General features: G+C 61.4%; 13 protein-coding genes and 1 tRNA gene. 6 read left to right on the top strand and 8 right to left on the bottom strand.

Annotated features, from left to right (window positions below; all coding sequences use genetic code 11):
- The first annotated feature begins 167 nt into the window (after positions 1-167).
- Complete coding sequence (locus KF794_01760; GenBank protein ID QYK45462.1) at positions 168-1,046, top strand: LysR family transcriptional regulator; 879 nt, start codon at positions 168-170, stop codon at positions 1,044-1,046.
- Here the strand turns inward: KF794_01760 and KF794_01755 are convergent, their stop codons facing one another.
- Genes KF794_01755 through KF794_01735 form a run of 5 tightly spaced genes read right to left on the bottom strand, consistent with a single transcriptional unit; the run spans position 1,047 to position 5,196 of the window.
- Positions 1,047-1,517: a nuclear transport factor 2 family protein gene (locus KF794_01755; GenBank protein QYK46546.1), complete on the bottom strand. Its 471-nt coding sequence runs from the start codon at positions 1,515-1,517 to the stop codon at positions 1,047-1,049.
- Positions 1,514-2,002, bottom strand: a complete 489-nt coding sequence (cynS, locus tag KF794_01750; protein ID QYK45461.1) for a cyanase — start codon at positions 2,000-2,002, stop codon at positions 1,514-1,516. The genes KF794_01755 and cynS overlap by 4 nt, the downstream gene beginning before the upstream one ends.
- A gap of 30 nt (positions 2,003-2,032) precedes the next feature.
- Positions 2,033-2,923, bottom strand: a complete 891-nt coding sequence (locus tag KF794_01745) for an ABC transporter ATP-binding protein (protein ID QYK45460.1) — start codon at positions 2,921-2,923, stop codon at positions 2,033-2,035.
- A 3-nt stretch (positions 2,924-2,926) separates the two neighbouring features.
- Complete coding sequence (gene ntrB, locus KF794_01740) at positions 2,927-3,763, bottom strand: nitrate ABC transporter permease (GenBank protein ID QYK45459.1); 837 nt, start codon at positions 3,761-3,763, stop codon at positions 2,927-2,929.
- A gap of 53 nt (positions 3,764-3,816) precedes the next feature.
- A complete protein-coding gene (locus KF794_01735) occupies positions 3,817-5,196 on the bottom strand; it encodes an ABC transporter substrate-binding protein (protein ID QYK45458.1) in 1,380 nt (459 codons plus the stop codon).
- Positions 5,197-5,372: 176 nt separating this feature from the next.
- Between KF794_01735 and KF794_01730 the strand changes: the two genes are divergently transcribed.
- The 5 genes from KF794_01730 to KF794_01710 all read left to right on the top strand — a co-directional run bounded on the left by KF794_01730 (position 5,373) and on the right by KF794_01710 (position 10,297).
- Entirely contained in the window at positions 5,373-6,866 is a 1,494-nt protein-coding gene (locus KF794_01730; protein ID QYK45457.1) for a sigma 54-interacting transcriptional regulator, read from the top strand.
- Between the two features lie 98 nt (positions 6,867-6,964).
- Positions 6,965-8,674 carry an ABC transporter ATP-binding protein/permease gene (locus KF794_01725; protein QYK45456.1) on the top strand — a complete coding sequence of 570 codons (1,710 nt, stop codon included), beginning with the start codon at positions 6,965-6,967 and terminating at the stop codon, positions 8,672-8,674.
- Positions 8,675-8,697: 23 nt separating this feature from the next.
- Positions 8,698-9,267 carry a hypothetical protein gene (locus KF794_01720; GenBank protein QYK45455.1) on the top strand — a complete coding sequence of 190 codons (570 nt, stop codon included), beginning with the start codon at positions 8,698-8,700 and terminating at the stop codon, positions 9,265-9,267.
- 109 nt (positions 9,268-9,376) lie between these two features.
- On the top strand, positions 9,377-9,823 hold the full coding sequence (locus KF794_01715) for a group III truncated hemoglobin (GenBank protein ID QYK46545.1): 447 nt from the start codon (positions 9,377-9,379) through the stop codon (positions 9,821-9,823).
- A 27-nt stretch (positions 9,824-9,850) separates the two neighbouring features.
- Positions 9,851-10,297: a hypothetical protein gene (locus tag KF794_01710; GenBank protein QYK45454.1), complete on the top strand. Its 447-nt coding sequence runs from the start codon at positions 9,851-9,853 to the stop codon at positions 10,295-10,297.
- A 6-nt stretch (positions 10,298-10,303) separates the two neighbouring features.
- Here KF794_01710 and KF794_01705 read toward each other — a convergent pair.
- The 3 genes from KF794_01705 to KF794_01695 form a co-directional block, all read right to left on the bottom strand.
- A tRNA-His gene (locus KF794_01705) sits at positions 10,304-10,380 on the bottom strand.
- Positions 10,381-10,531: 151 nt separating this feature from the next.
- Entirely contained in the window at positions 10,532-10,957 is a 426-nt protein-coding gene (locus KF794_01700; GenBank protein ID QYK45453.1) for a phasin, read from the bottom strand.
- A gap of 167 nt (positions 10,958-11,124) precedes the next feature.
- Positions 11,125-11,508: a phasin family protein gene (locus KF794_01695; protein ID QYK45452.1), complete on the bottom strand. Its 384-nt coding sequence runs from the start codon at positions 11,506-11,508 to the stop codon at positions 11,125-11,127.
- Positions 11,509-12,347: the final 839 nt, after the last annotated feature.

Raw genomic sequence — 12,347 nt, 5'->3', positions numbered from 1 at the left:
GACGCTGCGCGCATAGCGTCCGAACCGGCCGCGGATCGCCTTCCATAATGTCCAGAGCGCAATCATGGCTGCCTCGCTACGTTTTCCTTCGATGCAGGAAAGCTAGGCGCGACAGCTTGTCTTGAAAATTGAATTATTTTCATGTTATCGTTCTCAAATAGAGAACGATGGAACTGTCAGACCTCACCATTTTCCGGACCGTGGTCGAAAGCGGCGGCATCACCCGTGCCGCCGAAAAACTGCGCCGCGTGCCCTCCAACGTCACGACGCGCATCGGCCAGTTGGAAGAAGACCTCGGCGTAAAACTGTTCGTGCGCGAAGGCCGCAACATCCGGCTCTCGCCCGCAGGCGCCGTGCTGATCGAGAAGGCGAACCGGCTGCTCGATCTCGCGCGCGAGGCGCGCGAAGCGGTCCATGAAAGCGCGCCGCGCGGCATCCTGAAGCTCGGCGCCTATGAGAGCACCGCGTCGGTCTGGCTGCCTGCGCGTCTGAGCGAGTTCCAGAAGAAGTATCCGCAGGTGGCGCTGGAACTGCACACCTGGAGCCTGCAGAACATGATCGGCGGCGTCATGTCCGCTCAACTCGAAGCCGCGATCATTTCCGGCTACGACGACGACCCGCGTTTCGAAAACTTATGGCTCTATGACGATGAAGTCGTACTTGTTGCGCCCAAGAACAAGGATCCGCTCTCGCGCGGCAGCAAGGAAGATTTCGTCCTGCTCTCGTTCGACGACGATTGCCCGTTGCGGCATCAGGTGGAGCGCTACGTGCGCGATAAAATCCGCGCGCCTACGCGCGTGATCGAGATGTCGTCAAACCACGCCCTGCTCGGCTGCGTGGCGGCCGGCATGGGCATCGGCATGATGCCGCAGAGCGTGCTGCCGACCTTCCCCGGCAACAACCTGCTCAACATTCATCGCATCCCGAAAGAAGTCGCGCTGAAACGGATCATGCTCACCTGGCGCAAGGGCATGCGCTCGGCACGCATCGATGCGCTGGTGGAAACGTTCACGGCGGCGAAAGCGCGGACGCGCGGCCGGAAGTAATTACATTCCCAGTTCGCTCAAGCCCGGATGATCCGCGGGACGCGGGCCTGACGGCCAGCGGAATTTCCGCTCGCTCTCCTTGATCGGTACATCATTTATGCTCGCCTCGCGGCGGCGCATCAGCCCGGCCTCGTCGAACTCCCACTGCTCGTTCCCGTGCGCGCGAAACCAATTTCCCTCGGCATCGCGGTACTCATAGGCGAAACGCGCAGCGATGCGATTGCCGTGGAACGCCCAGACTTCCTTGATCAGCCGGTAGTCCTGCTCCTTGACCCACTTGCGCGTGAGAAATTCCACGATAGCGGGACGGCCAGCGAAAAACTCGGAGCGGTTTCGCCACGTACTATCTTCCGTGTAAGCGAGCGAAACGCGCTGCGGGTCGCGCGAATTCCAGGCGTCCTCCGCCATGCGCGCCTTCTGCGCGGCGGTCTCGGCAGTAAAAGGCGGCAATGGCGGACGCATGACGCTCAGTCTTCCTTGAAGCCGTATTCGGGAATGTTGCCGGTCGCGCCGTAATATTTGTACGGCAGGAACTTGCCGGTCATCGTGATCTTGACACGGTCGCCTTTCGGATTAGCCTGCCGCTCCATCACGAAATCGAAGTCGATCGCCGACATGATGCCGTCGCCGAACTCCTCCTCGATCAAGGCTTTCCACGCCGGACCGTTCACCATCACCATTTCATAGAAACGGTAGATCAGCGGGTCCGTGGGCGGCATCGGCGTGCCGGTGCCGCGATAGGGCACTTCGTTCAGCATCGCCTGCTCGGTCTTAGAGAGGCCGAATAGCTCGGCTGCGGCCTGCGCCTGCGGCTTGGTGAGCTTCATCTGCCCCATGAGCGCGCCCACGATCAGCGTCGGCGAGAAACCGCCGATCTTTTCGCAGATGTAGCTCCACTTCCAACCCTTCTCGCGCTTGATGTCGAGAATTTTTTCGTTGAGTGCTTCGCGTTTCATGGCGGTCTTCCTTGGCTTGCAATGAAAAAATTACGCACGCTTGCGCAGCGGTTCGGGCGCGGGCGACGAACCCGAAACCGGCCGGACGACCGGCACGTTCTGCGGGTCGCGCTTCATGCCCTTGGTCTCTTCCTTGAAGGTCTTGCTGCGCGTGACGAGGAAATCGATGAGGTGGTTGCGCACCGCGTAATAGTCTTTGTCCTTGTGAATCTGGTTGCGGTCGCGCTCTTTCGGCAGCGGGTTCTCCACGATCTCGGCGATCTGCGCTTCCGGCCCGTTGGTCATCAGCACGATCTTGTCGGAAAGGTAGATCGCCTCGTCCACGTCATGCGTGATCATGAACACAGTCTGGCCGGTGGAAAGGCAAATGCGGCGCACTTCGTCCTGCAAGGTGCCGCGCGTCAGCGCGTCGAGCGCGGAAAACGGCTCGTCCATCAGGAGCATTTTCGGCTCCAGCGACAGCGCGCGGGCAATGCCGACGCGCTGCTTCATGCCGCCCGATAACTCCGAAGGCTTTTTATATTCCGCGCCCTTGAGACCGACGAGATCAATAAACTTCTCGGCGTGTTCCTTGATCTGCGTGCGGGACCAGTCCTTGTGCTTGGCGCCGACCGCATAGGAGACGTTGCCGAGCACCGTGCGCCAGGGCAGCAGCGCGTGACTCTGGAAAATCACCGCGCGGTCGAGCGAAGGCCCATCGATTGCGACGTTATCAACGATGACGACGCCCTCGGACGGCGCATCAAGGCCGGCGAGGATGTTGAGCACCGTGGTCTTGCCGCAACCGGAGTGACCGATCATGCAGACGAATTCGCCGCGGCCGATCTTCAGCCACAGGTCCTCGAACACCGTGGTCTGTCCGCCGCCGGGCGCGGGATAGCGCTTCGCGATCGCTTCGATGGAAATCAGTTTGTCGGTCATTGCTTATTCCGGGTAGGTCACCAGCTTCGCGGCGCGCGCGAGCAACTGGTCGAGCACCATGCCGACGATGCCGATAACGAGGATCGCGTTGATGACGTTGGTGATCGAGAGGTTGTTCCACTCGTTCCAGACGAAGTAGCCGATGCCGGTGCCGCCCACGAGCATTTCAGCCGCCACGATGACGAGCCAGGCGATGCCGATGGAAATGCGCATGCCGGTGAGAATTGTCGGCGCGGCGGCGGGCAGAATGACGGTAAAGGCGCGTTTGAAAGCGCCTACTTCCAATGTGCGCGCGACGTTCAGCCATTCCTTGCGGACGCTTGCGACGCCGAACGCGGTGTTGATCAGCATCGGCCAGACCGAGCAGATGAAGATTACGAAGATCGCGGAGTAATTGGAGTCCTTGATGGTGTAGAGCGCCAGCGGCATCCATGCGAGCGGCGAGATCGGCTTCAATACCTGAATGAAGGGATCGAGCGCGCGGCTGATCAGCGGCGACATGCCGATCAGGAAGCCGAGCGGAATCGCGACCAGCACGGCGAGCAAATAGCCTAGCGCAACGCGGCCGATCGAATAGGCGAGCTGGATGCCGAGGCCCTTGTCGTTCGGGCCGTTGTCATAGAACGGATTGGTGAGATGCTTCCAGAGCGTCGCGCCAACCTGCAACGGCCCCGGCATCGCCGAAGTTCCTTGCGTCGCGGTCTGGCCCATCAGCTTTGCGTATTCCGGGTCCATCTGCTGCACGGCGCCGGTGCCGCTGGTCGCGATGTGCCAGCCGCCAAGAAAGACGACGAGGATGACGACCGAGACGATGCCGGCACGCATGGATTGGGGAAGCATGTTCGTTCTCCGCCGTCATGGCCGGAATATTCCAGCCATGACGTGGTTGGGTGTCAGGTGCGCTTGATCTTGAAACTCTTGATGTAATCCTCAGGCTTGGACGGATCGAACACCTTGCCCATCACCGAGAAAGTCTTGGTGGTGGAAGCCGGTGGCTTGAGACCGACTTCCTTCATGAGCCTCGTGGTGTCGGTCGCGAGGAAGACCTGCTTCGCCACGTCCGAATACTTGATGTCGCCCTTGATCTGACCCCAGCGCTTCATCTGGGTGAGAATCCAGATCGCGAAGGACTCGTAGGGGAACGGGTCGAAGTCGATGCGGTCCGGCACCTTCTTCACGTTGCCGAGGCCGTTGGCGAAGGTGCCGGTCAGCACCTGTTCGACCACCGTCACCGGCTGGTTGAGATAGTTGGCAGGCGCGATGGATTCCGCGATCTGCTTGCGGTTCTCCTGCTTGGTAGCGAAGGCGGTCGCGTCGATGATCGCCTTCAGCAACGCGGCGTAGGTGTTCGGCGAGGATTTGACGAACTCCTGCGACGCCGCGAAGGCGCAGCACGGATGGCGGTCCCAGATTTCCTTCGAGAGGATATGGATGAACCCGACGCCGTCATAGACCGCGCGCTGGTTCACCGGATCGGGAGCAAGGAAGCCGTCGATGTTGTCGGCGCGAAGGTTCGCGACCATCTCCGGCGGCGGCACCGCGCGGATCTGCACGTCGGTGTCCGGGTCGATGCCGTGTTCCGCAAGATAGTAGCGGAGCAGATAATTGTGCATCGAGTAATCGAACGGAACCGCGAACTTGAAGCCCTTCCACGACTTCGGATCGCGCTTGTCCTTGTGCTTGATGCTGAGCGTGATGGCCTGGCCGTTGATGTTCTCGACCGCCGGCATCGTATACGGGATCGGGTTTGAACCGGCTCCGAGCGTGATCGCGAGCGGCATCGGCGAGAGCATGTGCGCGGCGTCGTATTCCTTGTTGATGGTCTTGTCGCGCACGACCGCCCAACCCGCGGTCTTGATCACGTCGACGTTGAGGCCGTGCTTCTCGTAGAAGCCCATCGGCTTTGCCATGATGATCGGCGTGGCGCAGGTGATCGGGATGAAGCCGACTTTGAGGTCTTTCTTCTCCAGCGGCTTGGCCTGCGCGAAAACTTCGGTCGCGGTGCCAAGAGGGAAGAAGTGCGAAATCGCGGCGAGCGCCGTGGACGCACCGACCGATTGCAAGAATGCGCGGCGCGCATTGTCCTTCGGGAACATCGCGCGCAGCACGGCGCCAGCCACGACATTCTCATAATTCTTTTCGTCGCTTGAAGAGACCTCCTGCGACTGCAAGCGGAGCGCGTGATCGTGCTCCTCGGTGCTCGCATGTTGCCCGCACGGACAGCCCTTGGTCAGACGCTGCTTGGGGTCGAAGGGGTTACGAAACATGGACATGACGGCTCCCTCACGGAAAAAAGCTGCTGCAGAGGGAGCAAACGCGGTGCCAGTTTTCGGCTGGCGATTACGAAGTGCGAAAATAGTTTCTTTCTCTAGACATTTCAGCGTCTTGGCTGCTACGATATTTCGTTATGTACGATATTTCGTAGCAAATCCGCCGAGCGTGCAATCGAATGGGCAGAGCAGCGCCAAAGAAAGAGGCAAAACCGGAAAGCAGCGAACGCTTCTTTCGGGACGTCGCGCGCGACAACCGCCTCATCCTCGAAGCCGCGGGCGAAGGCATCTACGGTGTGAACGCGGAAGGTAAAACCACGTTCGTAAATCCCGCAGCCGCACGCATGCTGGGCTGGAACGCGGAAGACCTCATCGGCAAGGACATGCACACTACGGTGCATCACAGCCACTCCGATGGTTCGCATTATCACAATCACGACTGCCCGATTTATGCGGCGTTCCGAGACGGTGCCGTGCATCAGGTCTCGGACGAAGTGTTCTGGCGGAAAGACGGCTCGTTCTTTTTCGTCGAATATACTTCAACGCCGATCGAGGATCGTGGCGTCGTGGTCGGCGCGGTGATCGTATTCCGTGATATCACGCAGCGCCGCGTGGATGACGAACGCCTGCGCGAAGCGCTCGCGGAAGTCGGCCGTCTTCGTGAGAAACTTGAGCGCGAAAACGCCTATTTGCAGGAAGAAATCCGCATCGAGGGTAATCGCCGCGGCATCGTCGGCGAGAGCGCGGCGATGCAGCAGATCGTGCGTCAGATCGAGATCGCGGCCCCTTCCCGCCTCAGCGTGCTGATCGCGGGCGAGAGCGGCACCGGCAAGGAACTGATCGCTCGCACGATCCACGAAGCGAGTATCCGTGGCGAGCATCCATTCATCCGCGTGAATTGTGCAACGCTCTCGCGCGCCGATGCCGAAGCCGAACTGTTCGGCGACGGAAGAAGCGATTCCGGCCGCATCGAACTGGCCGACGGCGGCACCCTGTTTCTCGACGAAGCAGGCGACCTGCCGCTAGAAGCGCAAGACCGGCTGTTGCGTGTCTTCGAACAAAGCGAAAGCACGCCGGCGAAAACGCACAGTGCGCCAAGGCTGGATACCCGCGTGATCGCCGCCACCAACCGCGACCTGAAAGCGGCCGTGCGGCGCGGCAGTTTCCGCAGCGAACTCTATTATCGGCTCAGCGTGATCGCGATCGAAGCGCCGCCGCTGCGCGAGCGCCGCGAAGACATTCCGCTGCTCGCCGCGCATTTCCTTGCAAGCGCGAACCGCAAGCTGCGCACGGCCTCCTCCTCGAAAATCTCCGAAGCCGACATGCGCCGCATGATCGAATACGCATGGCCAGGCAACGCACGGGAGTTGCAGAACGTGATCGAGCGCGGCGCGATGCTGGCGCGCGGCGGCGCAATCAGGATCGATTTGCCGCGGCCCGTCGCCGCGCACCGCACGGCGAATGCCGCAGCGCAGGTCGTTACCGAAGATGCGCGGCGCGAGCGGGACCGCACCAATATCATGGCCGCACTCGACGCCTGCGGCGGCAAGATATTCGGCCGTGGCGGCGCGGCCGAGCTGCTCGACATCAAGCCGACCACGCTCGCCTCCCGCATCAAGTCGCTCGGCATCCGCCATCGCAAGAACGGACCGCGCGAACCGCGCAGCCGTTAACTTCGCTGCGGCGCAACGGCACCGGGCGTTCCCGCTTCCGCGACGGCGTCCGGCCTGTATAGTCCGCGTAACTTTTATCGCGCCGGTTTTCCCCGACAATGAAACAGATCGCCGAAGTCCTGCGGACGTTCTTTGCGCTCGCGGTCCCCTATTTCCGCTCCGAGGAAAGATGGCAGGCACGACTCCTGCTGTTTGCCGTGATCGCCGCCGAGTTCGGCGTGGTCTATGCGCTGGTCGCGTTCAACCACTGGAACGCCTACTTCTTCAACGCAATCCAGAACCGGGACTGGGACGACTTCATGTATGCGCTGCTGCTGTTCGGCGGCATCGCGCTCTGGACCGCGCTCGCGACGATGGCGCAGTTCTACTTCGGACAAATGCTCATCATGCGCTGGCGGCGCTGGATGACGGAGCAATATGTAAACCGCTGGATGGCGGACGCGCGCCACTACAAGATGCGCGTGCTCGGCCACGACGTCGACAACACGCACCTGCGTATCGCGAACGACATTCTCATCTTTCTCCAGAAGACCCACGATCTCGGTTACAATTTTCTCGGCAGCCTGATCGCGCTCGTCTCCTTTGCGTACATCCTCTGGGGGCTTTCCAGCGCGGCGCCATTCGTCGTGTTCGGCACCGACCTCACCTTCCCCGGCTATTTGTTCTGGATCGCAATTCTTTATGCGGCGGTCGGCACACTGATCGCGCACTGGATCGGCAAGCCGCTGATTGCGTACAATTTCAATCAGCAGCGTTTCGAATCCGATTATCGCTTTGCGATTACCCGCGCGTGGGACCACTCCGAACCGATCGCGCTGATGCGCGGCGAGAAGATTGAGCGCGAGGTACTCGGCACGCGTTTCGGCAATCTGGTGCGTAACTGGACGCGCCTGATCCGCCGCCAGTCGGGACTGACATTCTTCGTCACCGGCTATACGCAATGGTCGCTGGTGTTTCCGACGCTGGTCGCGAGTCCCGCCTATTTCCTCGGCGCGATTCCGCTCGGCTCGCTGATGCAGGGCGCGCTCGCATTCCAGCGCGTGGATATTGCCTTCGCATTTTTCCTCCATTCCTACGCGAAGATAGCGGAATGGAAGGCGAGCATGGACCGCATCGCGCAACTCGACGAAGCGCTTGGCAAAGTCGACGCGCCGCAGGACGAAAAAGCCCTGATCCGTTTCGGCAAGACCATGAACGGCGACTTGCAAGCCAGCGATCTCGTGGTGAAGCTGCCCGACGGACGCGCCATCGCGGCACTCGACAAACTTTCGCTCGCATCCAGCTCCCGCACGTTGATGGAAGGGCAATCCGGCTCCGGCAAGTCGAGCATCCTGCGCGCGCTCGCGGGCGTATGGACGCGCGGCAGCGGCGAGATTTCGCTTCCCGATGGAAAGCTCCTCGCAATGCCACAGCGCTTCTACTTCCCGCTCGGTTCGCTGCGAACGGTCATCTCCTATCCGACGCCACGGGAGGAAGTGGACGATTCGCGGCTTCGCGACGTGCTCGAACAGGTAGGCCTCGGCTATCTCGCGGCGCGACTCGACGAGGACGCGGAATGGGGTTCGATGCTTTCCGGCGGCGAACAGCAGCGTGTCGCCTTTGCACGCGCCATCCTGCGCAATCCGGACATATTATTGCTGGACGATACCACCTCGAACCTGGACGGCGACGCCACGAAACAGATGTACGAGGCGCTCGCGCGCAACCTGCCCGGCACCATCGTGCTGTCGCTTGCGCGCAGCAGCGCGCTCGTTACGCTTCACGGACAAACCATCGCATTGCCGCCGGCAGCGGCGCGTGCAAGCTAAAGAAAAAGAGGGAGAACGCTTCCATGGGGAAGATGAGCTATTACACGGACTTCTGGGGCATGAACTACGACATCTGCCCCTGCGACGTGCATGTCACCGACTATCTCGAAGCGCGCGGCGTGAAGGATTCCAATATCTTTCACTTCGGCACCGGCACCCATCATCATGTCGGCATTCGTTGCCACGAGAATGGCTCCGGCAATCGCGTGCTCGGCATCACCGCATCCATCGAGGAGGCGGAAGCCTATGTGAAGCTCGCCATCGAGAGGCCGGAAGTCTCGCGCAGCTACAAGGCGTTCTTCGGCGACATCTACGTGCTCGAACCGAAGCTGCTGCCGAACTTCGACGCGGTGGCGCTGGTGCATCTTTGCGAGTTCCGCGCACCTGCGATGGACGATTACGGCGGCCTGACCGACCGTCAGCTCTGCGACCTGTTCACCGCGAAACTTAATCCCGGCGGCCACATGATTTTCTACACGAAGTCGATGGCCTGGGATCGCGCGCAGCCGGTGGTCGAGCAATGGGCGAAAGACTCCGGCTTCGGGAAGGCGGAAGAGTTCAAGACGCTGGCGATCTATCGCAAGAAGGCCTGATGCGAGGACGGCGGCGCGGAATTCCGCCGTCCTTGATCCAGCGCAAGAAAGCGCAGGATTTTTTCGCTAGACTTCGCCGTGAAAGGTTCGATGTGCCGTGACCATTCCCGTGCAAAGTGCCGCCTCCTCTCCGCTCGACGGCGCAAGCCTTGCCTCCGTCAATGAGGACAGTATCCGTGCGCTGGTGCATCGCTTCTACGCTTCGGTACAGAAGGACGAACTGATCGGACCAATCTTCGACCGCGAGATCGCCTCGGAGCGATGGCCGGTCCATCTCGAAAAGATGTGTGCGTTCTGGTCTTCGCTGCTGCTGAAAACGCGCGGCTACGAAGGCCGACCGCTCTCCCCGCATCTGCGGATGGACGAGCTTTCCGACGAGCACTTCCAGCGCTGGATCAAGCTGTTCCGCGCTACCGCGAACGAAGTATTCGAGGCCGGGGATGCCGCTGCGATCAGCCTGCTTGCGGAGCGCATCGCGCATAGTTTCCGGCTTGCGATTGCGTTCCACCGTGGCGAGGATACGACGAACCTGAAACCTTTCGTCGCCTCCCACTGAAACAAGAACCGTCTCAAGAGCCACAGTATGAATTCTGCCTGGAAAAGCCCCGCGCTCGCGCTCTACTGCGCGTTGTGGTCGGGTATAGTGATCGGCGTTTCCTTCATCGCAACGGTTGCGAAATTCGCAGCGCCGTCGCTGACGCGGCCGGTCGCGCTCGATGTCGGCACGCACACCTTCGCGATGCTGGCGCGGATCGAATGGGGACTGCTGGCGGGACTGGCGCTTCTCATCCTGCTCGCGGGATTACGGCGCTATCGCCTCATTTTTTTCGTGGTGCTCGCGGCCATTCTGGCCGTTGAAGCGCTCTGGATTTTCCCGCAGCTCAGCGCGCGCACGGCGCTCGTCATTGCGGGCCAGCCGTTGCCGCCTTCCCCGCTTCACGGGCTTTCGGTCGCGGCGGAATCCTCAAAGACTTTGCTGCTCGCGCTATTCGCGGTGCTTGAGCTGAAGGGGCGCGCTTATACCGCCTGATTTGAGTGGTACAGCAGGGTGGACTTGAACCACCGACCTCCGGTTCCACAGACCGGCGCTCTAACCAACTGAGCTACTGCTGCACATAGCGCGGGAGGCCCTTCCGGGGCCGCGACGCGGGCGGAATGTCTTGCAAACCGCCGGGCATTGCAAGGGTCCGGTTTGCCGCCCTCTACAGGCAAGCAAAAGCCCGGACCTTGCGGTCCGGGCTTCGCAATCTGCAGACGGCTCGGGTTACGAGAACGCCTTAAAGTTCTTGGCAACGCCGGACTTGATCGGCTCCGAAGTGTCGGTGGCGATCTTCTGCGCGAGCGCGGAGAGATCCTTGGCCTGCGCGGTCAGCGCTTCGAATTGCGCGCGGAAATAGGTGGTCGAAAGCTCCGCGGCGTCGGCCAGCGTCTTCGAGCCGAGCATCTTGCTGGTGTAGTCGAAGGAAGCGTTCACGTTCGCACGGAGCGCTTCGAGCGCCTTCGCGTTGAACTCCGCCGCACCCTTCGAGGCGGTGGTGTAGGTCGTCTCGAGCAGATCGGTGGTTTCTTCGGCCGCCGACTTCATCTTCTCGTAGGCGTCCTTGGCCTGCTTCACGCCCTTCTCCGCGAGTTCGCGGACGACTTCCGGGACTTCGGTCTTCGGCATTTCGAATTTCGGCATCTCGGTCATGGCTAGGTCTCCTACTGGATTTGCGAGGGGCACACGCCGTCCTGCTCCGGGCGGCGTATGGCGAGCGTCACCGCCCGCGGGTCCACCAGTCTTGGAAACTCCCTAGCACGGGTTTTGTTGCATCGCAACATAAATATTGCGATGCAAGGTTCCACCCGATAAGCGGCTCAGGTCCGGGGCTTGGTTGCCTCGCGGGCGGCGGTCGCCACCTGCTCGCCCATCACCTTGGACTGCTCGGTCAGCTTCTGCATGGTTTCCTTTGCGAACTCAGCCTGCAGACGCATGATTTCTTCCGGCCCACCGGCGCGGACGACCTTCTCGGCGAAGGCAAAAGCAGCGGCCACATTCTCCTCGGCAAAGCCGAGGGCCTGGCGGCCAATGTCCTTGGCGCCCGATTGCATCGCATTCGCGGAACCTTCGACCGCATTCATCGCCTTGGTCGCGTGGCTGATGTAGTTGTCGAACGCAGTCTTCGCCTGCTCTACGCTTTTCTCGGCGAAGGCGCGCATCTCGTGCGGAATTTCCATTCCCGGAATTTTGCCGAACGACATTTACTACCTCCCGTTGCTTCCCTTCCCCCGCGTACGGGGTTTTCCGTCCCGTTACGCTACGCGGCAATGCGGCACGGCTCAACCGGTTCCGCCAATTGAGGCGAGATTAACCTTGCACTGCGAAGGCTGGACGCGACGGGCCGGCCGGCATGGATTTCCGGGGCGGCCCAAATTATGAAGAAAGCGTAAACAGGGCGGCTAAACTGCTGTCCTGTTCCGTCCCGGGCGCGTTTGGAAGCAAGTCTCATGGTGCCGTTTCCGGCCCTCGCCACGCTCATCGCCGATCCGAAAATTTCGGCGTTGTTGCTCGATCCGGCGCCTGCGCTCGTTTTCGACAGCGCGGGCAACCTGCGCTTCGCAAACCGCGCGGCGGTGAGTGCCTATGGCGCGGCCAGCCTCGACGAACTGATCCACAAAAGCGCGGAGCGCTTCGGCGAGATGCCCGACACCGCGCGCGAATTCGCGGAAACGCTTCCCGCAGGCGGACCCTATCGCCGCGAGGCGATCGCGCTCGCGAGCGGCACGGAAACTTTCCGCTGCGAACGCCTCGCCTTGCAGAGCGGCGCGAACGCAGTGCTGTTCACCGGCCTCGCGCGGGAGCGTTCGGACGGCAATCTCGTCAGGGCGCTGGCTACGCTGGTCGAAAGCGAGAGCGCGCCGTTTGCGATGTTCGATGCGAACGGCAAGCCGCTGCACGCAAACAAGCTGGCCGCAGCCATCCTCGGCAGCGCCGCCACGCTGCATCACATCAACACCGCCGCAGGCGCGGCGCTGACGCAGGCGCTCGCTGGAGGAAAAAGCGAAATCGCCTTCGGCGCGGTGCAGATCGCCCTGCAAAA

The organism is Xanthobacteraceae bacterium, assembly GCA_019454205.1.
GTDB lineage: Bacteria > Pseudomonadota > Alphaproteobacteria > Rhizobiales > Xanthobacteraceae.
The sequence above is the reverse complement of the archived record's forward strand: the minus strand, read 5'-3'. Positions and strand labels throughout refer to the sequence as shown.